The 22,493-nt window shown below is 65.4% G+C and carries 22 protein-coding genes; 9 read left to right on the forward strand and 13 right to left on the reverse strand.

All coding sequences use genetic code 11. The features are described from left to right. Positions 1–161: 161 nt before the first annotated feature. Complete coding sequence (gene leuE, locus B447_RS14450; RefSeq protein ID WP_002941806.1) at positions 162–833, forward strand: leucine efflux protein LeuE; 672 nt, start codon at positions 162–164, stop codon at positions 831–833. 31 nt (positions 834–864) lie between these two features. On the opposite strand, the gene B447_RS14455 is transcribed toward leuE, so the two are convergent. Further along, positions 865–3,882: an EAL domain-containing protein gene (locus B447_RS14455; protein WP_232431643.1), complete on the reverse strand. Its 3,018-nt coding sequence runs from the start codon at positions 3,880–3,882 to the stop codon at positions 865–867. Positions 3,883–4,090: 208 nt separating this feature from the next. On the opposite strand from B447_RS14455, the gene B447_RS14460 reads away from it, so the two are divergent. Together B447_RS14460 and B447_RS14465 are read left to right on the forward strand one after the other, a co-directional pair. Continuing rightward, positions 4,091–5,080 (forward strand): ABC transporter ATP-binding protein, encoded by a 990-nt coding sequence (locus B447_RS14460; protein ID WP_002941813.1) that lies wholly within the window; start codon positions 4,091–4,093, stop codon positions 5,078–5,080. Continuing rightward, the gene (locus B447_RS14465; protein ID WP_002941815.1) at positions 5,077–5,838 is read left to right on the forward strand and encodes an ABC transporter permease; all 762 of its coding nucleotides are present in this window, start codon (positions 5,077–5,079) and stop codon (positions 5,836–5,838) included. The genes B447_RS14460 and B447_RS14465 overlap by 4 nt, the downstream gene beginning before the upstream one ends. Positions 5,839–5,976: 138 nt before the next feature. Here the strand turns inward: B447_RS14465 and B447_RS14470 are convergent, their stop codons facing one another. From B447_RS14470 to ccoG, 3 genes are read right to left on the reverse strand one after another with little or no spacing between them, the layout of a single operon-like run. Then, positions 5,977–6,504: a DUF934 domain-containing protein gene (locus B447_RS14470; protein WP_002941817.1), complete on the reverse strand. Its 528-nt coding sequence runs from the start codon at positions 6,502–6,504 to the stop codon at positions 5,977–5,979. Next, positions 6,488–8,158: a nitrite/sulfite reductase gene (locus tag B447_RS14475; protein WP_002941822.1), complete on the reverse strand. Its 1,671-nt coding sequence runs from the start codon at positions 8,156–8,158 to the stop codon at positions 6,488–6,490. Before B447_RS14475 ends, B447_RS14470 begins: the two co-directional genes overlap by 17 nt. Before the next feature lie 13 nt (positions 8,159–8,171). After that, positions 8,172–9,569, reverse strand: a complete 1,398-nt coding sequence (gene ccoG / locus B447_RS14480; protein ID WP_002941825.1) for a cytochrome c oxidase accessory protein CcoG — start codon at positions 9,567–9,569, stop codon at positions 8,172–8,174. Between the two features lie 213 nt (positions 9,570–9,782). Here ccoG and B447_RS14485 point away from each other — a divergent pair, with 213 nt between their 5' ends. Both B447_RS14485 and B447_RS14490 read left to right on the forward strand, forming a co-directional pair. Next, the gene (locus tag B447_RS14485) at positions 9,783–10,373 is read left to right on the forward strand and encodes a cytochrome c oxidase subunit 3 family protein (protein ID WP_051018825.1); all 591 of its coding nucleotides are present in this window, start codon (positions 9,783–9,785) and stop codon (positions 10,371–10,373) included. 2 nt (positions 10,374–10,375) lie between these two features. After that, positions 10,376–10,684 (forward strand): hypothetical protein, encoded by a 309-nt coding sequence (locus tag B447_RS14490; RefSeq protein ID WP_002941831.1) that lies wholly within the window; start codon positions 10,376–10,378, stop codon positions 10,682–10,684. On the opposite strand, the gene B447_RS14495 is transcribed toward B447_RS14490, so the two are convergent. Next, entirely contained in the window at positions 10,679–12,091 is a 1,413-nt protein-coding gene (locus tag B447_RS14495; RefSeq protein ID WP_002941834.1) for an aminotransferase-like domain-containing protein, read from the reverse strand. The genes B447_RS14490 and B447_RS14495 overlap by 6 nt on opposite strands. 198 nt (positions 12,092–12,289) lie before the next feature. Between B447_RS14495 and acuR the strand changes: the two genes are divergently transcribed. From acuR to B447_RS14510, 3 genes are read left to right on the forward strand one after another with little or no spacing between them, the layout of a single operon-like run. Beyond that, positions 12,290–12,928, forward strand: a complete 639-nt coding sequence (acuR, locus tag B447_RS14500) for an acrylate utilization transcriptional regulator AcuR (RefSeq protein ID WP_443080985.1) — start codon at positions 12,290–12,292, stop codon at positions 12,926–12,928. A 49-nt stretch (positions 12,929–12,977) separates the two neighbouring features. Beyond that, positions 12,978–13,961 carry an acrylyl-CoA reductase (NADPH) gene (gene acuI, locus B447_RS14505; protein ID WP_002941836.1) on the forward strand — a complete coding sequence of 328 codons (984 nt, stop codon included), beginning with the start codon at positions 12,978–12,980 and terminating at the stop codon, positions 13,959–13,961. A gap of 49 nt (positions 13,962–14,010) precedes the next feature. After that, the gene (locus B447_RS14510) at positions 14,011–14,589 is read left to right on the forward strand and encodes a peroxidase-related enzyme (RefSeq protein ID WP_002941838.1); all 579 of its coding nucleotides are present in this window, start codon (positions 14,011–14,013) and stop codon (positions 14,587–14,589) included. 81 nt (positions 14,590–14,670) lie between these two features. On the opposite strand, the gene B447_RS14515 is transcribed toward B447_RS14510, so the two are convergent. From B447_RS14515 to uraH, 7 genes are all read right to left on the reverse strand, one after another. Continuing rightward, positions 14,671–15,918, reverse strand: coding sequence for a sensor domain-containing diguanylate cyclase (locus B447_RS14515; protein WP_002941839.1), 1,248 nt, complete (start codon positions 15,916–15,918; stop codon positions 14,671–14,673). A 111-nt stretch (positions 15,919–16,029) separates the two neighbouring features. Continuing rightward, a complete protein-coding gene (locus tag B447_RS14520) occupies positions 16,030–16,542 on the reverse strand; it encodes an ureidoglycolate lyase (RefSeq protein WP_002941840.1) in 513 nt (170 codons plus the stop codon). An 85-nt stretch (positions 16,543–16,627) separates the two neighbouring features. Beyond that, a complete protein-coding gene (alc, locus tag B447_RS14525) occupies positions 16,628–17,674 on the reverse strand; it encodes an allantoicase (RefSeq protein WP_002941842.1) in 1,047 nt (348 codons plus the stop codon). A 63-nt stretch (positions 17,675–17,737) separates the two neighbouring features. Continuing rightward, the gene (puuE, locus tag B447_RS14530; protein ID WP_002941845.1) at positions 17,738–18,688 is read right to left on the reverse strand and encodes an allantoinase PuuE; all 951 of its coding nucleotides are present in this window, start codon (positions 18,686–18,688) and stop codon (positions 17,738–17,740) included. A 16-nt stretch (positions 18,689–18,704) separates the two neighbouring features. Next, complete coding sequence (gene uraD, locus B447_RS14535) at positions 18,705–19,229, reverse strand: 2-oxo-4-hydroxy-4-carboxy-5-ureidoimidazoline decarboxylase (protein ID WP_002930235.1); 525 nt, start codon at positions 19,227–19,229, stop codon at positions 18,705–18,707. Between the two features lie 37 nt (positions 19,230–19,266). After that, complete coding sequence (locus B447_RS14540; protein ID WP_002941853.1) at positions 19,267–20,460, reverse strand: urate hydroxylase PuuD; 1,194 nt, start codon at positions 20,458–20,460, stop codon at positions 19,267–19,269. 36 nt (positions 20,461–20,496) lie between these two features. Beyond that, entirely contained in the window at positions 20,497–20,847 is a 351-nt protein-coding gene (gene uraH, locus B447_RS14545) for a hydroxyisourate hydrolase (protein ID WP_002930226.1), read from the reverse strand. A 185-nt stretch (positions 20,848–21,032) separates the two neighbouring features. Here uraH and B447_RS14550 point away from each other — a divergent pair, with 185 nt between their 5' ends. Next, positions 21,033–21,971 carry a LysR family transcriptional regulator gene (locus B447_RS14550; protein WP_002941863.1) on the forward strand — a complete coding sequence of 313 codons (939 nt, stop codon included), beginning with the start codon at positions 21,033–21,035 and terminating at the stop codon, positions 21,969–21,971. Positions 21,972–22,017: 46 nt separating this feature from the next. Here the strand turns inward: B447_RS14550 and B447_RS14555 are convergent, their stop codons facing one another. After that, the gene (locus B447_RS14555; RefSeq protein WP_002930200.1) at positions 22,018–22,491 is read right to left on the reverse strand and encodes a universal stress protein; all 474 of its coding nucleotides are present in this window, start codon (positions 22,489–22,491) and stop codon (positions 22,018–22,020) included. Positions 22,492–22,493: the final 2 nt, after the last annotated feature.

Raw genomic sequence — 22,493 nt, forward strand, 5'->3', positions numbered from 1 at the left:
GGCTGGCGCCGCTCCTACGACGGGTGACGCGCGTGGTGGTTTTCGGTAGGAGCGGCGCCAGCCGCGAGCTTTTCGTCGGCCGACAGCCACCTGGACTCTGGCGGGGCGCCGGTCGGCGTGGCAAAGTGAGCACCGGTTCACACTTGCGTGCGAGTACCCAAATGTTCTACGGCATCACCGACCTCACCACCTTCATTCTCGGCACCATCTTCATCGTGCTGCTGCCCGGGCCCAACTCGCTCTACGTGATGGCAGCGGCCTCGCGCTGGGGTACGCGCGCCGGCTACCAGGGGGCGGCTGGCATCTTCGTCGGCGACACCATCCTGATGCTGCTGGCGGTGATGGGCATGGCCTCGGTGCTGCGTGCCACGCCCGAGCTGTTCATGGTGATCAAGTATGCAGGTGCGGCCTACCTGGCCTGGGTGGGCATCAGCCTGCTGCGCGGTGCACTTGCCACCTGGCGGCGCGGGGACGAGACGGCGGAGCAGGTTGGTGACGGTAAGCCGGATTACCCGCCGGTGCGCAGTACTCCGCACCCGTTCCGCACTGCGCTCGTCATCAGCCTGATGAACCCGAAGGCGATCCTGTTCTTCGTCTCCTTCTTCATCCAGTTCGTCGATCCGACCTACGCACACCCGGCGCTGTCCTTCGTGATCCTGGGCGTGATCGTGCAGGTGTGCAGCGTGCTCTACCTGTCGGTGCTGATCTTCGCCGGCGCGCGCCTGGCCGCGCAGTTCCGCCGCCATCGCCGCGTCGCTGCAGGGGCGACCGCGGGCGTGGGCGGGGTGTTCATCGGCTTCGGGGCAAAGCTGGCGACGGCGACGCTGGGCTGAAGGGTAGCGCTGCCGGCATTCCGCCGCGCGCTCAGCCCACCGGCCAGGCCTCGATCGGCACCGGTTTGCCGAACAGATAGCCCTGGAACATGACACAACCGCGTTGAAGCAGCCGTTCGTGCTGGGCACTGGTTTCCACGCCTTCAGCCACGACCTCCAGGTCGAGCGACTGGCTGATGGCCAGGATGGCACGCACGATCGCATCGCTGGAGTTGCCGTCGTCCATGTCGCGCACGAAGGCCTGGTCGATCTTGAGTTGGTCGAAGGGCAGACGTTTGAGGTAGGACAGGGACGAGTAGCCGGTGCCGAAATCGTCGAGTGCGAAGCGGACGCCGAGCGCCTTGATCTGCTTCATGCGTGCCACCGTTGTTTCGATGTCGCCGATCACCACGCTCTCGGTGAGTTCGATCTTGAGCAGGCCTGCATTGACGCGGTGGCGCTCGATTGCCGCGGTGACCTTGGCGACGAAATCCGGCTGGTGAAACTGTTTGGCGCTGACGTTGATGGACAGGCTCAGGTCGCCTGTCGCCACGTGTGCCTGCCAGACCCGCAGCTGCGCGCAGGCTGCCTGCAGCACCCAGTCGCCTATCGGTACGATCAGCCCCGTTTCCTCGGCCAGGGGGATGAAGCTGGCCGGCGAGATCATGCTGCCGTGCGTGTCGAAGCAGCGCAGCAGGGCCTCGGCGCCGATCAGGCGACCAGTGCTGTCGAGTTGCGGTTGGTAGAACAGGCGGAACCGGTTTTCGGCCAGGGCCGCGCGCAGCTTGAGCTCGAGGCTCGCACGTTCGGCAACGACGGCCTGCATTGCCTCGCTGAAGAAGCGGTGCAGGTTGCGTCCGTCGTGCTTGGCGCGATCGACGGCGACTTCGGCCTGCTTGAGAACGGCCTCGGCGGGGTTTGCGCGCCCATGAAAGAGGGTGAGGCCCAGGCTAGCCGTGCCATGGTAGGGGCCGCTCGGCAGGCCAAGGTCGAAGGGTTGTGCAATGCAGCCATGAAGGTGCTCGGCGATGCGACCGGCATGGGCAATGGCGTCGTCGCGTTCTGCGCCCAGACCCTCAACGACGATTGCGAAGTCGTCGTCGCCCAAGCGCGCAACCGTGTCCTCCTCGCGCAGCGCTGTGCGCAGGCGCTGCGCCACTTCACGCAGCAAGGCGTCGCCGGCCTTGTGCCCCTGCGTGTCGTTGAGCAGCTTGAAGTAGTCGATGTCCAGCAACAGCAGCATGCCGTGCATGCCGCTGCGCTCGCTGGCGACGATGGCGTGGCGCAGCCTGTCCCACATCAGACTGCGATTCGGCAGCCCGGTCAGAGAGTCGTAGTACGCCAGTTGCCTGATGCGCGCCTCTGCGGCACGCCGCTCGGTGATGTCTTCCTTGATCGCCACGTAGTGGCTGACGCTGCCGTCGGGCTGCTTGATGGGAGCGATCGTGGCAAGTTCGATATACGTGCTTTCGTCCTTGCGCGAGTTGATGAACTCGCCGCGCCAGACCTCTCCGCGCTCGAGCGTCGCCCACAGGTCGGCATAGGTGGCCGGCGGTGTCTTGCCGGCATTGAGCAGACGCGGATTCTGTCCCAGCACCTCGTCGGCGGCGTAGCCGGTGGTGCGGGTGAAGGATGCATTGACGTACTCGATCTGCGCCTGCGTGTTGGTGATGACGATGGTGTTGGGGCTTTGCTCGACTGCAAGTGCAAGCTGACGCAGGCGTAGTTCGTTTTCCTTCTGCGCGGTGATGTCCTGGCCGATGGAGCGGATTTCGACGCAGCGGCCCTCGCTATCGAGAACGGGCAGATCCACCCAGCGGATCCACCGTATGCTGCCGTCGATGTGGTGCATGCTGCGGTCGGTTGCGAGTGCGCCGGCTCCGCTGGTGAGGTGTTCGATTGCCGCGGCTGTTGCCGGGCGCTCGTGTTCGGGCAGGTAGTCGAGCCAGCGGTGACCTTCCAGTTCGCTGGGCGATCTACCTACAAGAGCAGCATAACGCGCGTTGCAGGACAACAGGGTGGTGTCTGGCTGCCAGGTGCAGCTTGCCTCGCGCCGACTCTCCACCAGCGCGTCGAAGTCCCGCTCGCTGCGTGCCAGGCGGGCGCGGCTGCGGCGCAGGCCGGCCTGCATCGCCAGCAACAGGGTCAGGGTGGCGGCTGCGATCGCCATCGCGGCCACGCCGGTTCGCCTCCAGACCGTGAATTGCTCATCCACCGAGCGTCCGACGATCACGAAGAAGGGGTAGTCCTGCAGTGCTTGGAAGGCGAAGATGCGGTCGACGTCATCCACTGCGCTTGCGTAACGCACGACACCGCGGCGTTTGCCGTCGAGGATCATCCGGTAGGGTGGAATCCACGGGTCGGCCGTGTTGATCCTGGCCGGTGCGGCGGGCCTGCGCATGACCAGGCGGCTGTCATCGCTGCGGCGCACGGCGACCACGCCTCGTTCGCCGGCATCGATGCGGTCCAGAAACGCGTCGAAGCTGGCGAGGTTCAGGCCGACGGCTACCACGCCGGCGAAGCTGCCGTCAGCGCGCAGGCGGGCGCGGTATGCGACCACGGTGGGGGTGGGGGCGGCCTTGCTGGTGAGGACGTTGGAGAACTGCAGGGCGGTGGTTGGGGCAGTGCGTGCGTGCTGGAAGTAGTCCCGATCGCCGATGCCCCAGGTGGGCAGTTCGTCATAGCTGCTCGCGATCACCCGTCCTTCGGTATCGGTGATGAGGATGACGAGCGCTTCGGGGAAGTGTCTCGTAAGCTGTGCGAGGTTGAGGTTCAGCGGCGCCACCGTGGCGGCCCAAGAGGCCGAACCGACGCGGTCGTGCGCACCGGGCTCTACGGCATTGTCGGCCGCGAAGGCCGCGCTCATGTCGACGCGGCGCAAAGCGCCTTCGATCTTGGTCGCCAGCACGCGCGCCTCGTTGCTGGAGGCGGTTGCAGTCGTGGCAACGGTGGAGCGGAAGGTGAATACCAGGAAGGCGACAAGCAGCCCAAGTACAAGCGCGGTGGCGAACAGGGCCTGTGCCAGCGGGTGCGCGAGCCAGGTGGATGCGTGCCTGCCGAGGCTGCTCACCTTGGCCAAGTGGACACGATGGGCATGCGTTGCCGTCGGCCAGGCATTGAAGCGGGGGCGCAGAGTGGGCTGTTCATGCGGGTCGTGATCGCAGGGTCCTGTGAGTGCCCATTATGGGGCGTTTCGGTATGGCTGCTCTGACATAGATCAGAATGAGCACACGTTCATCCGCGCTTGCCTGCGATCTCGATCTGTTATCTTCGACGCCATGGACTCCATCATCTCGATCTCGGCGCTCTCCAAGACCTATGCATCCGGATTCACTGCGCTGAAAGGTGTAGATCTCGACATCCGCCGCGGCGAGATCTTCGCGCTGCTTGGGCCGAACGGTGCGGGCAAGACCACGCTCATCAGCGTGGTCTGTGGACTGGTCAACGCGACGGCCGGCAGCGTGCGGGTCGATGGCAACGATATCGTGCGCGACTACCGTGCCGCACGCGCGCAGATCGGCCTGGTGCCCCAGGAGCTCACCACCGAGGCGTTCGAGACGGTGTGGAACACCGTCTGCTTCAGCCGCGGGCTGTTCGGCAAGCCGCCCGATCCGGCCTACCTCGAGCGTTTGCTCAAGGCGCTGTCGCTGTGGAGCCGGAAGGACAGCAGGATGCTGACCCTGTCCGGCGGCATGAAGCGCAGGGTGCTGATCGCCAAGGCCTTGTCGCATGAGCCCAAGGTGCTGTTCCTCGATGAGCCGACCGCGGGCGTCGACGTCGAGTTGAGGCGTGACATGTGGCAGCTCGTGCGCCGTTTGCGTGACGAGGGCGTGACGGTGATCCTGACCACCCACTACATCGAGGAAGCCGAAGAAATGGCCGACCGCATCGGCGTGATCGCCAAGGGCGAGCTCATCCTGGTCGAGGACAAGGCGGTGCTGATGGACAAGCTCGGCGGCAAGCAGCTCACCCTGCAGCTGGTGGCGCCGATCACCGAGATTCCGCCCGCGCTGGATCGTTACGGGCTGACGCTGGGCAAGGGGGGCAGCACGCTGGTGTATCGCTACGAGACGGGCCGGAACGGTGAGTCCGGCGACAGCGCGATCGCCGGCCTGCTGCAGGACCTTGCCGGCGCGGGCATTGCCTGCGCCGACCTGCACACCACCCAGCGCTCGCTCGAAGATATCTTCGTCAGCCTGGTCAACGAGCCTGCGCTTGCGGGCGAAAACGGCAGCGAGGCCCGGGCGGCCGCGGAGGGCGCACGATGAACTGGCACGCCGTTCGCGCGATATACCTGTTCGAGATGGCTCGCACCAAGCGCACCCTGCTGCAGAGCGTGCTGGCGCCGGTGATCACCACCACCCTGTACTTCGTCGTCTTCGGTTCGGCAATCGGCGCGCGTATCCCCGAGGTGGAGGGGGTGAGCTACGGCGCCTTCATCGTGCCCGGGCTCATCATGCTCAACCTGTTGACGCAGAGCGTGTCGAACGCCTCCTTCGGCATCTTCTTTCCGAAGTTCTCGCGCACGATCTACGAGATTCTGTCGGCCCCGGTTTCGCACTTCGAGATCGTGCTCAGTTTCGTCGGGGCTGCGGCGACCAAGGCGGTCATCCTGAGCGTGATCATCCTTGTCACCGCGACCCTGTTCGTTCCGCTGCGCATCGAACACCCGGTATGGATGATCGGCTTCCTGCTGCTCACCGCGGTCAGCTTCAGCCTGCTCGGCTTCATCCTCGGCATCTGGGCGGACAACTTCGAGAAGCTTCAGCTCGTCCCTTTGCTGATCATCACGCCGCTGACCTTCCTCGGCGGCAGCTTCTACTCCATCGACATGCTGCCTGCGGCGTGGCGCACGGTATCGCTGTTCAACCCGGTGGTGTACCTGGTCAGCGGTTTCCGCTGGAGCTTCTACGGCAGCGGCGACGTGCCGGTGGGCGTGAGCCTGGCGATGACGCTGCTCTTCCTCACGGTGTTCGTGGCGCTCGCGACGTGGATGCTGAGGACGGGATATCGGTTGAAGCCCTGAGCCGCCGGGCAGGCTGCGTCATCTGCCATCTTCGTGCAGGACACGGGCAAGGCAGACTGGGACAGCCCTGAGCGCCACTGGGGCGACAGCGGGTGGGTCCGCGAGCCGAGCCGCGTGCATTTGCGATGTCAACACCGATCACTTGTCTGCGGCAGGATCTCGAAGTGGGAGGGCGCCCTTCGGGGCGGTGCGAGGAAGAGCGCCGAAATCGGGCGCCCACGCGTAGTCGTCGAAGGCACTCAGTGCGGCGTTAACATCCTGGTCTGCGCGCAGCGAGAATGCATCGAAGCCGCAGCGGTGCAGGAAGTACAGCTGGTCGCGAAGGATGTCGCCGACCGCGCGTATTTCGGCTGAAAAGTTGAAGCGGACTCTCAACAGACGCGCCGTCGAATAGCCTCGCCCATCGGTGAAGCTCGGAAAATGGATGGCGACGAGAGCGATGTCCGCCAGATACGGCGCCACGGCGTCGGGTTCATCATCGGGGCCGAGCAGGATCGCGATGCGGTGCCCTTGCGTCCGCAGCACTTCGGCGTGCGTGCGGTAGTGCGCAAGCGGCACGATCTGCCGAGGGCCGGCGGGGGTCAGGTCGATGTCGTCGAGGGGCTCGTGCGAGAGCAGGCTCCATTCGTCGGCGACGATGCGCCCATCCTTAATGAGCGGCTTCATGGCGTTCTCCATAGACGGCAAGCTTGAAAGGAGTGAGGCCGATACGATCGAAGGTGTCGATGAAGCACTCTTCGGCGAGGCGCTCGCGCAAATAGGCTTGCAGGATTCGTTCGATGACGTCGGGAATGTCGCTGGCCGCGAAGGACGGCCCGATCACGCGCCCGAGGCGGGAGTGCTTGCCTTCGCTGCCGCCCAGCGTCACCTGGTACCACTCCTCGTTGTTCTTATCGACGCCGAGGATGCCGATGTGCCCGATGTGGTGATGGCCGCAGGCATTGACGCAGCCGGAGATGTTCAGCTCCAGCGGGCCGAGGTCGAACAGATAGTCGAGGTCGTCGAAGCGCGCCTGGATTGCGGCGGCGACCGGCAGGGATTTTGCGTTGGCCAGCGCGCAGAAGTCGCCCCCAGGGCAGCAGACAACGTCGGTCAGCAGGCCGATGTTTGGCGTTGCGAGCCCGCTTCTCCGCGCGAATTCCCACAACGGATACAGGTCACGCAGCGGCACGTTGGGCAGGATCAGGTTCTGCTCGTGGCTGACGCGGATCTCGCCGGCGCTGAAGCGCTCGGCCAACTCGGCGACCCGGTCCATCTGGTCGGCTGTCGCATCGCCTGGCGGCACCCCGGTCTTCTTCAGCGACAGGGTGACGATGCCGTACCCGGGGTGCCGATGCGGTGCCACGTTACGCTCGACCCAGCGCGCGAACGGGCGATTCTCGGCGCGAGGGGCAACGAAAGCCAGATCGGTTGCCCGCGCGTCGGCGTACGCAGGTGGCGTGAAGAACGCTTCCATCGTTGCGAAGGTGGATTCCGGGATCAGGCTTCCCGCGCCGCGCGTATGACGCCATTCCGCGTCCACCTCGCGTGCGAAACCTTCGACGCTCAGGTCCTTGACCAGGATCTTGATGCGCGCCTTGTACTTGTTGTCGCGACGTCCATAGCGGTTATAGACACGCAGGATCGCCTCGAAGTAGTTCAGCAGCTCGGCGCGTGGCAGGAAGGGCTTGATGCAGTGCCCCACCATCGGCGTGCGACCGAGACCGCCGCCGACGAAGATCTCGAAGCCGGGCTCGCCTTGGTCGCTCCGACACGCCTTTGCGCCAATGTCGTGGAATCGCACCGCCGCGCGGTCCTCCTCACCGCCGGCGATGGCGATCTTGAACTTGCGCGGCAGGAACTGGAACTCGGGCGCCAGCGCCGACCACTGACGGACGATTTCGCAATAGGGGCGAGGATCGAGGATCTCGTCGCGTGCAACGCCGGCGAACTGGTCGGTCGTGATGTTGCGGATGCAGTTGCCCGAAGTCTGGATTGCATGCATCTGGACCGTGGCTAGAAGGGCCAGGATGTCCGGCACGTCGGCAAAGCGGACCCAGTTGAACTGGATGTTGCTGCGCGTCGTGAAGTGCCCGTAGCCGCGGTCCCAGGTGCGTGCGATGTGTGCAAGCATGCGCAACTGCATGCTCGACAGCGTGCCGTAGGGGATGGCCACGCGCAGCATCGGCGCATGGCGCTGCAGGTACAGCCCGTTCTGCAGGCGAAGTGGGCGGAAGTCGTCCTCGCTGAGCTTGCCGTCGAGGTGGCGCTGCATCTGGTCGCGGAACTGGCGGACGCGGTCATCGACCAGGCGCTGATCGGTTTCGTTATAGCGGTACATGATGGCTGACTGTTCAGTGGGTGGGCAGGATGAAGGTGCTCTTCTCGCGCACGGCAAGGCTTTGGTCGTGCAGTGCCACCGTCTCGAACACGATCGGCTGCACGCCTGACGGCATGCCTTCGAGCGGGGACGACAGGGTGAGCGTGACGGTGCGGACGCGCCCCGGCCCGACCATGAACTCGCTGGTGCCTTCGATTCGCAGCCCCGGCAGGCCGCTCACACCGATCCGGAAATGGCGGGCCACCTCCTCCATGTTGATGAGCTTGAGGATGTAGTTGTTTTCGATTCTTCCCTCGGTGCTCTCCTGCATCAGTGCACCGCGATCGCGGTGCACTTCCACCCGCAGCAGCACGCGATCGTTCAGTGTCCACAACCCGAGCGCAGTGAACACGAGCAGCAGGCCGACATAGACCAGAGTCCGCGGCCGCCACCGGGCCGTTGCAGCCTGCGGTCGGCCGGCAAGTTCGCGCTCGCTCGTGAAGCGGATCAGGCCGCGCGGTGCACCGATCCGGTCCATGACCTCGTCGCAGCCGTCGATGCACAGGCCGCAGTTGATGCACTGGTATTGAAGTCCGTCGCGGATGTCGATGCCGGTCGGACACACCTGCACACAGATGCCACAGTCGATGCAGTCGCCCTTGTTGGTGGATTGCCGCAGGGCACCACGGGGTTCGCCGCGGCGGCTGTCATAGCTGACGTTTGCCGTATCCGGATCGATCATCACCCCCTGGAAGCGCGAGTACGGACACATGTGCTGGCAAACGGCCTCGCGTGCCAGCCCCGCCTGCAGATAGGTGAAGGTCGCGTAGAAGATCAGCCAGAAGGTCTCCCAGGGGCCGGTCTGGAAGCCGGCGATCGCCGGAAGCAGTTCCCGGATCGGGGTGAAGTAGCCGACGAAGGTGATCGCGGTCCACGCCGCCACCAGCGCCCAGATGCCATGCTTGACCGACTTGATCAGCAGCTTGCGCGCCGACATCGGGCTCTGGTCGAGGCGCAGGCGGGCAAGGTGGTCGCCCTCGACCTTGCCCTCGATCCACACGAAGATGGACGTATAGACCGTCTGCGGACAGGCAAAGCCGCAGAACAGGCGCCCCGCCATGGCGGTGGTGAAGAACAGCGCGGTGGCGGCCAGGATCAGGATGAAGGCGAGCAGCAGCGCATCCTGCGGCCACAGCACCAGGTCGAAGAGATAGAGCTTTTCGTCGACGATGTCGAACAGGATCGCCTGCCGCCTGCCTGCCGCCGTCGTCCATGGCAACCAGCACGCACCGTAGAACACGATCTGGGTAAGCCAGACCATTGCCCAGCGCAGGCCGTTGAAGCGGCCCTGCACCGCCTTGGCGTGGACCTTTCCCTTCTTGCGATAGAACTCCAGCCGGGCTTCGCGCGCCTTGCTGACGGGTGGGTTCATGGGTGTACTCCGGCTTCAAAGATGGCCGGCAGTACATCATCCCGGGTGGGATAGGTGCAGATTCAGATTGTTTGATTTAGAGCAGGTACAGATTCTGGCTGGCCGTCTTGCTGTGCCGGATGACTATCGGCCCGACTGTTCCTGTCTGCGCATCGGCAGGCGGTGACAATGAAGGTGTCGAGTCAGGAGTTGAGTACCGTGATTGCCAGTACGATGAGTCTTCCCAATGCAGCGGATCTGCCCCCCAGTGCGGGCAGGGTGCCCGGCAACAAGGGTATCTGGGTCGGGATCTGCTGCGAGTTTGTCGAGTTTCTGGTGCTGTTCATCGTGTACTTCGTCGCTCGCGCGCACTTCCCGGAGGATTTCCATGCGGGGGCCGAGCGTCTTTCGCAGACGGCGGGCGTGCTCATCACGCTGCTGATGGTGAGCAGTAGCTTCTTCATCGCCTGCTCGGTCACCCGCCTGCGTGCCGGGCGCAGGCGCGAATCGATCGCTTGGCTGATTGCGGGCCTGGTCGCCGCACTCGGCTATCCGGTGGTCAAGTACTTCGAGATCCAGTGGAATCTTGCGCAAGGGATCGATGGACAGTCGGGGATTTTCTTCACCGTCTATTACTACCTGACCTTCACCCACATGGTGCACGCCTTCTGGGGCATCCTCGGCATCCTCTGGGTCCTCACCCGACACGGGTTCGGGATCTACACTGAGGAAGAACACAGCGGCCTGGAGGCGCTTGCCAGCTACTGGCATGCCACCGACATCATCTGGCTGGTCATTTTCCCCTTCTGTTACGTTCTGGCCTGATCATGGATACCTCCGCACGCAAGCCCGCCACCTCGCTGCAACCCCTGGTCCTGGCCTGGCTGGGGCTTGTCGGCCTTACCTTCGTCAGCCCGCAGCTCGGCGCCGGCCTCGGTGGGCAGGACACCGTGCAGCTCATCGTCGCCGCGATCATCTGGATCAAGGGCCAGCTGGTCGCACGCTACTTCATCGAGGCTGGGCTGGTGCACCCCTTCCTTCGCAATGTGCTGCGCTTCTTCATTGCCTCCACTCCGATCGCGATCGTGCTGACGACCTTGTTCGGCGACAGCATCACCCGTCTCGCCAGCCTATAGCTGGCGTTTGATCAGCCTGCCGAGCGTGGCCAGTGCATCGTCCTGGCGTGCCGTGGCGGGGTGGCCGAAATTGAGTCGGAGGTAGCTGGAGAACTCGCGTTTCGCCGAGAAGATCGGCCCTGGCGCGGTGCTGATGCCGTGTGCGAGCGCTGCCTCGTGCAGTTGCAGCGTGTCGACCCGGGCAGGTAGCTCCAGCCACAGGAAGTAGCCGCCGTCCGGCCTGGCCAGGCGGATGTCGTGGGGCAAGTGCGCCTCGATGCCGGCCAGGAGTTGTGCCTCTTGAGTGGCAAGCTGCCTGCGCAGCTGACGCAGGTGGTTGTCGAAGCCGCCGTGCTTGAGGTAATCGGCCAGCGCGATCTGCACCGGCACGGCAGTCGCCAGGCTGGTCGAGTATTTCTGCCGCTGAACCTTCTTGGCGAACCGCCCCGCCGCGACCCAACCTACGCGGTACCCCGGGGCGAGGCACTTCGAGAACGAAGATACGTGCAGCACCAGTCCGTCGGTGTCCATTGCCTTGCTGCACAAGGGGGCCTCGCGGCCGAAGTACAGCTCGGCATAGACGTCGTCCTCGATCAACGGAACCTGGTACTTGCGCAGCAGCTCCAGCAAGGCGCGCTTGTTCTCGTCCGCTACGCGGCTGCCCGTCGGGTTGGCGTAGTTGAGCATGAACAGGCAGGCCTTGACCGGATGATGGCGCAGCGCATCGGCCAGCGCATCCAGGCTCACGCCCTCGCGCGGGTGGCTCGGGATCTCGATCACCTTGAGCCCAAGGCGTTCGCTGGCCTGCAGCCCGGCGTAGAAGGTGGGTGATTCGATGGCAACCAGGTCGCCGGGCTGGGTCAGGGCCTGCAGGCAGAGGTTGAGCCCTTCCATTGCCCCTGACGTGATCACGATCTCCTGTGGCGACACCGAGGCGCCATGCGCCAGGTAACGCAATGCGATCTGTCGGCGCAACTCCTCATTGCCCGGAGGCAGGTCGGTCACCGTGGCCAGCGGGTCCAGGTGACGTGCGGCCGCGGCGAGGAAGCGCCCGAGCTTGTCGAGCGGATACAGCCGCGCGTCCGGAAAGCTCGATCCTAATGGGACGATCGCAGGATCGCGAACGCTGTCGAGGATCTGGAAGATGAAGTCGCTGACCTCGAGCGCCGTGGAGCCGCCCACAGGGTGCGTCATCTCGGGCTCTGGCAGCTTGCGGCCGAGCCGGGCGCGCACGAAGTAGCCCGACTTCGGTCGCGCCTCGATCAGGCCCCGGCTTTCGAGCAGGTGGTAGGCCTGGGTGACCGTGATCGGGCTGACGCCATGGGTCTTGCAGGCCTGTCGCACGGAGAGGAGCTTGTCGCCGGGACGTAGTACGCCCGATGCAATCAGTGCTGCAGTTCGCTCGGCAAAGTCTTGGTAGAGGCTCATGGGGTGATGCTAGCAGCGGGTTGCCCGCAGCGCCTTGGCATGGATCATTCCTCGCAGCTGCGCTGCGGCTGGCGCAGGTGCAACTCCTGGTTGAGGTCGGTGCCTGGGTCTCGTGTGTTGGCGGGCCAGCGGTGCGTGCCGAGGGTGTCGTCGGGAGTTTCCTTGCATTTATAAAGACGATCGGTCTAATATCTGCCCATGGTTCCGGAACAGCAGACTCCCCGTCGGCGCGGCAGGCCGCCCAGACAGCGCGCAGACCTGATGGAGACGCGCGAGCTGTTGCTGCGTGCGGGCCTGGAGGTGTTCACCGAGAAGGGCTTCTCGGCCACCGGCATCGAGGAGATCCTTGGCCGCGTAGGCGTGCCCAAGGGCTCCTTCTACCATTACTTCGACAGCAAGGAAGACTACGGCCTCGAGGTGATCGGACGCTACGGTGTGTTCTTTGCCCGCAAGCTGGATCGCCATCTGCTCGATCCGGCACGCCCACCGCTGGCGCGCCTGCGCGCTTTCGTCATCGACGCGGCAGAGGGCATGGCACGCCATGAATTCCGCCGAGGTTGCCTGATCGGCAACCTCGGGCAGGAGATGGGCGCATTGCCGGAGAGCTTTCGGGTCCGGCTCAGGGATACTTTCGAGGATTGGCAGGCCCGTTTTGCGGCCTGCCTGAACGAGGCACAGCGGGCAGGGTGGCTGGCACCACAGGCCGACTGCGCGGGACTCGCTGCAGTGTTCTGGATTGGTTGGGAAGGCGCAGTCCTGCGTGCCAAGCTCGAGCGCAGTGCGAGGCCGCTCGAGCTGTTTGCCGATTTCTACTTCGCCGGGCTGCCCAAGGGCTGACTTTTTTCGTGTTTTTATAGACGTTCGGTCTAAATCTGGAGGGGATGACATGTTCAAGGGCGTACTGATCGAGAAGGACGATGCGGGTTACCGCGCGAGCGTCAAGACGCTTGACGAAGCGCAGTTGCCCGAGGGCAACGTGACCGTGCGCGTCAGCCACTCGACGCTCAACTACAAGGACGGGCTGGCCATTACCGGCAAGGGGCCGGTGGTGCGCAAGTTTCCGATGGTCCCGGGCATCGATCTGGTCGGGGTGGTCGAGGACAGCACCCATCCGGAATACAAAGCCGGGGACGCAGTGGTGCTCAACGGCTGGGGTGTGGGCGAGGTGCACTGGGGCGGCCTGGCGCAGAAGGCGCGTCTGAATGGCGACTGGCTGGTGCCGCTGCCCGCGGCCTTCGCGCCGCAACAGGCGATGGCGATCGGCACCGCGGGCTATACCGCCATGCTGTGCGTGCTGGCGCTCGAACGCCACGGGGTCCAGCCCGGGGACGGCGAGATTCTGGTCACCGGCGCTGCCGGCGGTGTCGGCAGCGTCGCCATCGCGGTGCTCGCCAAGCTTGGCTACACGGTGGTGGCGGCGACCGGCCGCACGCAGGATGCCGACTACCTCAAGGCGCTCGGGGCGGCGGAGGTGGTCGATCGCGCGCTGTTCTCGTCGCCTGGCAAGCCGCTGGGCAAGGAGCGCTGGGCCGGCGCTGTCGATGTGGTCGGCAGCCATGTGCTGGCCAACGTCTGCGCCACCACCAAGTACCGTGGCGTGGTCGCGGCCTGCGGGCTGGCGGCGGGCATGGACCTTCCGGCGACGGTCGCGCCCTTCATCCTGCGCGGCGTCACCCTGGCTGGCGTCGACAGCGTGATGTGCCCGCGTGCGGACCGGCTGCTGGCCTGGCAACGCCTGGCAAGCGATCTGGATCCGGCCAAGCTCGGGCAGATCAGCCGCGAGGTCGGGCTGGCCGAGGCCATCCCGCTCGCCGACAGCTTGCTCAGGGGCGAGGTCCGCGGCCGCATCGTCGTGGACGTCAATCGCTAGAGCCGTCCCGTCAGGATCAACCGTTTCATCATTCCAAGGAGAAGAAAGCATGACCCAGGCACAGCAATCCGCAGTGAGCCGTTTCCCTGTCCCCGAACTGAAGGACATGCCCGAAGACATCCGCGCGCGCATCGAGGCCGTTCAGGAGAAGTCCGGTTTCATCCCCAACGTGTTCCTTACGCTCGCCCACCGGCCCGACGAGTTCCGTGCCTTCTTCGCCTACCACGACGCGCTGATGGAGAAGCCGGGCAACCTGAGCAAGGCCGAGCGCGAGATGATCGTGGTGGCGACCAGCAATGCGAACCAGTGCCAGTACTGCGTGATCGCCCACGGCGCGATCCTGCGCATCCGCGCCAAGAACCCGCTCATCGCCGACCAGGTTGCAGTCAACTACCGCAAGGCCGATCTGAGCGCTCGCCAGAAGGCGATGCTCGATTTCGCCATGAAGGTCTCGCAGACCTCGCACCTGGTGGGCGAGGCCGATTTCGAACTGCTGCAGGCGCACGGCTTCACCGAGGAGGACATCTGGGATATCGCCGGCATCGCGGCCTTCTTCGGCATGTCCAACCGTCTTGCCAACGTGACGAGCATGCGGCCCAACGCGGAGTTCTACGCGCTCGGCCGCTGAGCGCAGGGCTTGCCAGCCCCGCGCGGTGCATGCGAGCGCGGGGCGGTGACGAGACCTTGTGCAGCCTGAGTGCGGTCGCGCTCAGGCGAGCGACAAGCGGTTGCGGCCATTGCGCTTGGCCTCGTAGAGCGCAGCGTCGGCGCGTGCGAAGAGGGCATCCGTCGTCTCGCCTGGCTTCCGCAGCGCAAGGCCAAACGACACCGTGCATGCGCCGACCTGGGCATCGCGGTGGGCGGCGACGCGCAACCTGATGCGTTCGGCTAGCTCGACGGCTGCCGCCTGGGGGCAGTCCTCGAGCAGGATCAGGAACTCCTCGCCTCCCCAGCGCATCACCTTGTCGCGACTGCGCACCGAGTGGCGGAGGATGTGTGCGATGTCGCGCAGTACGCGATCGCCTGCGGGGTGGCCGAAGCGGTCGTTGATCTGCTTGAAATGGTCGATGTCGCAGACCAGCAGGGCCAGCGGCGTGCCCTGCACCTGCGCTCTGCGCTGGGCCTCTTTCAGCAGTTGCTCACCGTGGCGCCGGTTGTGCAGGCCGGTGAGGGTGTCCTCGGTCGCGGCCTGGCGTAGCGCATGCTCGATGTCGACGCGCTCGGAGATGTCCTTGCTTACGCTGACGTAGTGGCTGATGCGGCCGGCGTCGTCGCAGATCGGCGAGATGCTTTGCTCGGCGTGGTATAGCGAGCCGTCGCGCCGGCGGTTGGTGAAGGTGGCGCGGAAGTCATTGCCGCTGGCCAGAGAGGTGTGCAACTCGGCATAGAACTTTTCGTCGTGCTCGCCGGAGCGGAACAGGGCCGGCGTCATGCCGATGACCTCGTTGACCGCATAACCGGTCACGTTGGCGAAGGCGAGGTTGGCGAAGATGATGCGCTTGGCGGTGTCGGTGATGATGATCGGATCGCTGGCGGCATCGAGCGCGCGCGCGAGCAGGCGGTTCTCGCGGTCGGCGCGGACATGCTCTGAGATGTCCTGCTGTATCGACACGAAGTGCGTGAGCTTGCCCTCGTCGTCGCGGACGGGGGTGATGCTCCAATGCACGGTGTAGGGCGTACCGTCCTTGCGGTAGTTGATCGCCGTGCCTTCGAAGAAGCGCCCTTCCTGCAGACAGATGCGCAACTCGTCGATCACTGCCCGGTCGGTCTCCGGGCCTTGCAGGCGCTTGAGCGTCTGGCCTTTCAGCTCTTCGAGCGTATAGCCGGTCATCGCGCAGAAGGCTGGGTTGGCGATTTCCACCCGCCCGCCGACGGTGAGGTCGGCATCGGTGATTACGATCGCGTTCCACGACTGCATTACGGCGGCCTGGAACAGCCTCGACTCGCAGGTGCTCATTGGGCAGGGCAGAAGCCAAAACACCCTATCCTAGCAGCGTGGCGCGGTAGTGCGGGCTGCTATTGTGTTGCGGATGTGTCGCGAGTCACGTGCCGGTGCCGGCCGATGGGTTCATGTGGGCGCTGCGATCCTGCCCGGGGTCTCGAGCTGGATCTCGTCGCAGTTGTGCCCTGGTCCGCTGCGGTCGATGACGATGAAGTCGCAGATTTCGTCGAGTGCGAGCAGGGGGTGGTGCCAGACGCCGGGGGCGTAGTTGACGCCCTGGTCGCCGCGGGCGAGGAAGACCGTCAGGTCTTCTGCGGTGGGCGGTGCGCCGGCGGGGGCGACGACGACCAGATAGGGCTTGCCCGACATGGGGATGAAGGCCTGTGAGGCGAGCGGGTGGCGCTCCATCATGTTCACGGTGAAGGGCAGGGCGCGGGGCTGTCCGCGGAAGATGGAGACGATGACGCGGCCCTCGGGCCCGGGCTCGATGCGAGCGAGGTCGTGGTAGCGCTCGGTGTTGCCGGCGTTGATGGTGAAGTGCTGTGCGGCGTCGCTGGCCTCGATGAGCTGGCCGAAGGGTGCGAAGGCCTCGTGGGTGAGGGGCGCGACGGCGAGGGGGAGGGCGGGGTGCGCGGTCATGGTGTGCTCTCGGGTGAGGAAGGGGGCGACACGCCGGTCGGGCGCCCGGGCGCAGGGCTGCGCCCGCGAAGCGCCGGTCTTCTTATTAGGCCTCGACCTTGCCCCACAGGCGCAGTCGCGAGACGCCGCCGTCGGGGAAGATGTTCAAGCGCACGTGGGTGATCGGCCCGAGCTTGGCCACTTCTTCGGTGAAGCTGTGGATGGCGTCCATCTCCAGCTTCTGCTCGGGCAGCAGGGTGTGCCAGAACATCGACTGGGTGGTGATCGAGCGGTCGGTGCCGCCGGTGACATAGGCGGCCTGGATCGAGCAGCGATCGGGGTAGTTGCCCTTGAAGAAGGCGGTGTCGACCTCGATGCGCTCGACCGTGCCGGGGGCGCCGAGCTCGAGCACGCACCAGTCGTTGCCCGGTTCGCGGCGGCGGCGGGTCTCCCAGCCATCGCCCATGTTCATGCCACGGCCCGGCAGCAACAGCGCAGCGGCCGAAGAGCCGAAGCTGGCGTCGTTCCACGACACGGCGCGGCCGCCATTTTCCATCGCCACCAGATCGACGAGTTCGCCCGCGGCGGCCTTGGCCGCGAGCGAGCCCAGCGGGCGGCCATAGACGCGCAGGCGCGCGATGCCGCCGTCCGGATACATGTTCACGCGCAGGTGGGTCCAGGCCGCGGTGCTGGCGCACTCGAGGAGGTGATGGCTGTTGGGCCCCATCGGGGTGGCCGGAAGGATCTCGGTCCAGGTCGCGGCCTGGAGCGCGGCCACGTCATCGGCGTCGGAGACGCAGGCCTCGATCGAGACGGCGGGCGGGTAGTTGCCGGTGAAGTGAGAGGTGTCGACGTCGAAACCGCGGATGACGCCCCTGACGCCGAGTTTGACGAGTGCCCAGTCGTGACCGGCGACGCGCTTGCGGCGCGACTCCCAGCCATCCATCCACTTGCCGTTGGTGTCGAACTTGCCGGGGACGAACTGTGCGGGCTCGGGGTTGAGCATGCGTGCGACCTCGGCGAAGAAGTCGTCGGAGGCGGCGATTGCCTTGGCGCCCAGGCGCGGGTTGGCGAGGTCGACCGAGCGCAGCGCCCAGTCGGGCAACTCGGCAGGGGGGGCGAAGACGGGGGCGCCGGGAGTGTGGCTGGCCATGTGTGTTCTCCTTGTCAGAGTTGGAGCAATGCGTTGGATCAATGGGGTCTGACCCCATTGAAATCATTTCGGGTTGTAGGGGTGGTGCTCGATCCAGTGGCGGGCGATGTCGACGCGGCGGCACACCCATACGCGGTCGTGCTTCTCGATGTGGTCGAGGAAGCGCTGCAGCGCACGGAAGCGGCCCGGGCGGCCGAGCAGGCGGCAGTGCATGCCGATGCTCATCATCGCCGGGCGCTCCTCGCCCTCGGCATACATCACGTCGAAGGCGTCCTTCAGGTACTCGAAGAACTCGTCGCCGTGCGAGAAGCCCTGCGGCAGCGCGAAGCGCATGTCGTTGGTGTCGAGGGTGTAGGGCACGACCAGGTGCGGCACGGTGTCGCCGTTGGTCTTGCGCACCTCGGTCCAGAACGGCAGGTCGTCGCCGTAGTAGTCCGAGTCGTACAGAAAGCCGCCGTAGTCGGCCACCAGGCGCCGGGTGTTCACCGAGTCGCGGCCGGTGTACCAGCCCACTGCGCGCTCGCCGGTCAGGCGCTCGATGATCTGCATGCCGATCTTCATGTGCTCGCGCTCGAGCTCTTCCGGCACGTTCTGGTAGTGGATCCAGCGCCAGCCGTGGCAGGCGATCTCGTGGCCCAGTTCCTTGAACGCGGCGGTGAGCTCGGGGTGGCGCTCGAGCGCCATCGACACCCCGAAGATCGTCATCGGCAGGCCGCGGCGCTCGAACTCGCGCAAAAAGCGCCACACGCCCACGCGCGAGCCGTACTCGTAGATGCCCTCCATCGACAGGTGGCGCTCGGGGTAGCTGGCGGCGTTGAACAGCTCGGACAGGAACTGCTCGCTGCCGGCGTCACCGTGCAGCACGCAGTTCTCGCCGCCTTCCTCGTAGTTGAGCACGAACTGCACGGCGATGCGGGCGCGGCCCGGCCAGTCGGCATGCGGCGGGTTGCGGCCGTAGCCGACGAGGTCGCGGGGGTAGGGGGCGTTCGGAGTGCTCGGGGTGTTCGGTTTCATGCTCGGCTCCGGTGGGTCAGGCGAACAAGGCATCGAGGCGGAAGCGGGCGATCTTGCCGATCTCCTGCAGGCAGCGGGCGAACTCGGTGTCGCGATCGTTGCTCAGGCGGGCCTCGACGCCATCCATGATCTGGTGGCGGCTGAGCCCCTTCACGGCGACGACGAAGGGGAAACCAAAGCGCTCGCGGTAGGCCTTGTTGAGGCTGCGCAGGCGCTGCAACTCGTCCTTGCTGCACTGGTCCAGCCCGGCGCCGCGCTGCTCGCCGGTGGAGGCGGTGGTGAGCGTGCCTTCCTCCGCTTCCTTGCCGGCAAGCTCAGGGTGCGCGCAGATGAGGGCGAGTTGCTCGGCCGTGCTGGCGGTATCGAGCACCGCGAGCATGGCGGCGTGCAGGCCGTCGATACTGTCGAACGGGCGTTGGGCCCAGGCGCGCTCGGCGATCCAGGGCGAGTGCTCGAAGATGCCGTCCAGGTGGCTGACGAAGTCAGGCTGGGACAGGGCGGAAAGCGCCTGTAGGGTGAGGGTGTTGGGCGTAGCGTTCATGGCGTGGGTCTCTTGCGATGCGTTCTCGGCGGCGCGCTCAGTCCTGCGTCCTCGCGCCCTGGGCGAACCAGATGGCGATGGCCTGGCGTTCTTCATCGGTGATGCCGGTGAGGTTGCCCAGCGGCATGTAGCCGCTGGCGACCGTCTGCGCGCTCATGACCGCGTGCTGGGCGATCTGCTCCGCGCTCTCCAGCATGACGCCCTTGGGGGGTTGGGCGAAACCCTCGAAGGTGGGCGAGGCGGCGTGGCAACTCACGCAGCGCTGGTCCATGATCTGCTTGACGGTGGCAAAGGACACTTGCTCGCCGCTGGCGTCGACCGGCTTGGGAGCCATCAGCACGATCAGCAGCAGGATCAGCGCGCTGCCGGCGGCCGGCAGCCACCACTTGACCTGGCCGCGATGGCGCAGCACGAAGAACTGGCGGATCAGAACGCCGGCCATCATCAGCACGCCGAGCACGAGCCAGCCGTTGGCATGCGCATAGGTCATCGGGTAGTGGTTGCTGATCATGATGAACAGCACCGGCAGGGTGAAGTAGGTGTTGTGCACCGAGCGCTGCTTGCCGACGATGCCGGGCATGGTGTCGACCTCTTCGCCGCGGCGGATCTGCTCGACCATCTTTTTCTGGCCGGGAATGATGTGGAAGAACACGTTGGCCGCCATCATCGTGCCGAGCATTGCGCCGACGTGGATGTAGGCGCCGCGGGCCGAGAACACCTGATGCAGCGCGTAGTTGGCCACCATCACGAAAACGAACACGATGGCTGCGAGCACGCCGTCCTTGCCGATCATGTTGCGGCACAGCAGGTCGTAGAACACCCAGCCGGCAACCAGGAAGGCGATCGAGATGGCGATTGCCGCGGTGGGCGACAGCGCCATGACGCTGTTGTCGATCAGGTAGCTCGAGGCGCCGATCCAGTAGATCAGCGCCATCATGCCCATGCCTGACAACCAGGTGCTGTAGGCCTCCCATTTGGACCAGTGCAGGTCCTGGGTAAGCGGTTCGCCCTTGGGGCCGGTGAGGTACTTCTGGCTGTGGTAGAACCCGCCGCCATGCACGGCCCACAACTCGCCGAACACGCCGCGCTGTGCGTCTTCGGGCTTTTTCGGGGGCTTCAGAGAGTTGTCCAGCATGACGAAGTAGAAGGAGGCGCCGATCCAGGCAATGCCTGCGATCAGGTGCACCCAGCGGACCAGCAGGTTGGCCCAGTCGAGCAGGTAGGCTTCCATGTTCTTGTCTCTGTGTCAGTGGGGGAAGCGCGAGGCTCAGCTGCCGCGGTAGGTGGAGTAGCTCCACGGCGAGACCAGCAGGGGCACGTGGTAGTGCTGCTCGGTGTTGGCAATGCCGAAGCGCAGCGCAACTTCGTCCACGAACAGTGGCTCGGGCAGATCCAGCCCCTGGGCGCGGAAGTAGTCGCCGGCGGCAAAGATGATTTCGTACTTGCCGGCCTCGAGCGCGGCGCCTTCGAGCAGGGGCTGGTCACAGCGGCCGTCGTGGTTGGTGACGGTGCGCGCGACTTCGCGGCGCCCGCCATCGAGCCTGTAGACGATCACCGCAATGCCGCTGCCCGGCTTGCCCTTGGCGGTGTCCAGAACGTGGGTGGTCAGGCGTCCCATGGTGTTGTCTCCTGCATGCTGTCTGGTGTAGGGCGGGCCCGTGCTCAGGCCCTTGATCTGAGTTGCAGTTTAAGCCCAGGGTGTATTAAGTAATCGCATATATGTTTATAAGTGATATATGCTGGCGCATATCTGACTCGGCGACCACAGGCCGGGCTCCCATCACCGTGGACGAGGAGACGAGCATGACCCTAAGGCGTAGCGATGACCCGCTCGATACCTACCTGCTGCGCGTGTTCGTGCTGCTCATCGGCGAGCGCAGCGTGTCACGTACGGCGCTCAAGCTCAATCAGTCGCAACCTGCGATCAGTGCTGCGCTCAAGCGCTTGCGCGACATCCTTGGCGATCCGCTGCTGGTGCGCGAGAAAGGCGGCATGGTGCCCACCGAGCGCGCGCTCGCGCTGGTGTCGCATGCCAAGGGGGCGCTCGCCGAGATCGACCGCATGGTCGACGGGCCAGAGGCCTTCGAGCCCGACAGCACGCGTCATGAGTTCCGTATCGGCTCGCCCGATTACCTGGCGCCGGTGTTCATCGCCGGAGTCGCCGAGCGTTTCCGCAGCGAGGCGCCGCAGGCGCGCCTGACACTGCACTCGCTCGGGCCGAACTTCGACTTCGAGCGCTCACTTGCAGAGGGCGACCTTGACGTCGTGATCGGCAACTGGCCCGAGCCACCGCATCGCATGCACCTGTCGATGCTGCTCGAAGACGAGATCGTCTGCCTGGTGGCGGCCTCACACCCGTTTGCGCGCAAGGGCATGAGCGCGGAAGACTATGCGCGCGCGGTGCATGTGGTGCCGATGCCCTATTCGATCAGCCAGCGCGGGGTGATCGACAGCGTGCTGGCGTCGATGCGCATCCACCGCGAGGAACGCGTCGTCGTCCAGTCCTTCACCGCGGCCCCCTACCTGCTGCAGGGCACCGACCTGGTATTTACCACCACCCGTCACTTCGCCCAGTTCTATGCCAACCTGCTGCCGCTGGCGATCGTGCCCTCACCGATCGCTTTTCCGCCGATGCGCTTCTATCAGCTCTGGCACGAGCGCAATCATCAGTCCCCGGGGCATCGCTGGCTGCGCCGGCTGCTCAGCGACTGCGGGCGGCGTATCGTCTCGCCGACGACCTAGCAGGAGCGGCCTGCGTCTGCAGGCCGCATCGGGTCTGGTGGAGCGCTCAGCGGTCGATCGGCACCAGTACCACCGGTACGTCGGCCTTCATGGTCACCTTGTGTGCCACCGAGCCGATCAGCAGTTCGCCGATCGCGCTGTGACCGCGCGAACCCATCACGATCATGTCGGCCAGGGTGTGCTTGGCCATGTCGAGGATCTGGCGGGCGGGTTCGCCCTCCAGTGCGCGCACGCTGGTGAGCACCGACTTCACGTCCATGTCGGGGTGAGCCTCGGCGAAGATGTCGATGCGCTGCTGCAGCAGGGATTCAGCCTGGTTGCGGCCGGCGACCTTGATCTCGTCCAGCGTTTCCTTCTTGATGAACTCGGTGAAGGGCAGGGAGGTGGTCGGCGTGGTCACGGTGACGGCGTGCAGCTTGGCGCCGAATCTGAGCGCGAGGCCTACGGCATGACGGAACACGGCAGGTGAGCGCGGGGTCAGGTCGGAGGCGTAGAGGATGGATCTGATCTCGTAGGACATGG

It is taken from the genome of Thauera sp. 27, from assembly GCF_000310125.2.
Classification (GTDB): domain Bacteria; phylum Pseudomonadota; class Gammaproteobacteria; order Burkholderiales; family Rhodocyclaceae; genus Thauera; species Thauera mechernichensis.

Coding starts and splice junctions, on each gene's coding strand:
- B447_RS14520 (WP_002941840.1), bottom strand. CDS start 16,542: ATGACCGCGCACCCCGCCCTCCCCCTCGCCGTCGCGCCCCTCACCCAC.
- B447_RS14470 (WP_002941817.1), bottom strand. CDS start 6,504: ATGAAGCCGCTCATTAAGGATGGGCGCATCGTCGCCGACGAATGGAGC.
- ccoG (WP_002941825.1), bottom strand. CDS start 9,569: ATGAACCCACCCGTCAGCAAGGCGCGCGAAGCCCGGCTGGAGTTCTAT.
- uraD (WP_002930235.1), bottom strand. CDS start 19,229: ATGAACGCTACGCCCAACACCCTCACCCTACAGGCGCTTTCCGCCCTG.
- B447_RS14510 (WP_002941838.1), top strand. CDS start 14,011: ATGACCCAGGCACAGCAATCCGCAGTGAGCCGTTTCCCTGTCCCCGAA.
- acuR (WP_443080985.1), top strand. CDS start 12,290: ATGGTTCCGGAACAGCAGACTCCCCGTCGGCGCGGCAGGCCGCCCAGA.
- acuI (WP_002941836.1), top strand. CDS start 12,978: ATGTTCAAGGGCGTACTGATCGAGAAGGACGATGCGGGTTACCGCGCG.
- B447_RS14515 (WP_002941839.1), bottom strand. CDS start 15,918: ATGAGCACCTGCGAGTCGAGGCTGTTCCAGGCCGCCGTAATGCAGTCG.
- leuE (WP_002941806.1), top strand. CDS start 162: ATGTTCTACGGCATCACCGACCTCACCACCTTCATTCTCGGCACCATC.
- alc (WP_002941842.1), bottom strand. CDS start 17,674: ATGGCCAGCCACACTCCCGGCGCCCCCGTCTTCGCCCCCCCTGCCGAG.
- B447_RS14485 (WP_051018825.1), top strand. CDS start 9,783: ATGAGTCTTCCCAATGCAGCGGATCTGCCCCCCAGTGCGGGCAGGGTG.
- B447_RS14550 (WP_002941863.1), top strand. CDS start 21,033: ATGACCCTAAGGCGTAGCGATGACCCGCTCGATACCTACCTGCTGCGC.
- B447_RS14460 (WP_002941813.1), top strand. CDS start 4,091: ATGGACTCCATCATCTCGATCTCGGCGCTCTCCAAGACCTATGCATCC.
- uraH (WP_002930226.1), bottom strand. CDS start 20,847: ATGGGACGCCTGACCACCCACGTTCTGGACACCGCCAAGGGCAAGCCG.
- B447_RS14495 (WP_002941834.1), bottom strand. CDS start 12,091: ATGAGCCTCTACCAAGACTTTGCCGAGCGAACTGCAGCACTGATTGCA.
- puuE (WP_002941845.1), bottom strand. CDS start 18,688: ATGAAACCGAACACCCCGAGCACTCCGAACGCCCCCTACCCCCGCGAC.
- B447_RS14540 (WP_002941853.1), bottom strand. CDS start 20,460: ATGGAAGCCTACCTGCTCGACTGGGCCAACCTGCTGGTCCGCTGGGTG.
- B447_RS14490 (WP_002941831.1), top strand. CDS start 10,376: ATGGATACCTCCGCACGCAAGCCCGCCACCTCGCTGCAACCCCTGGTC.
- B447_RS14555 (WP_002930200.1), bottom strand. CDS start 22,491: ATGTCCTACGAGATCAGATCCATCCTCTACGCCTCCGACCTGACCCCG.
- B447_RS14475 (WP_002941822.1), bottom strand. CDS start 8,158: ATGTACCGCTATAACGAAACCGATCAGCGCCTGGTCGATGACCGCGTC.
- B447_RS14465 (WP_002941815.1), top strand. CDS start 5,077: ATGAACTGGCACGCCGTTCGCGCGATATACCTGTTCGAGATGGCTCGC.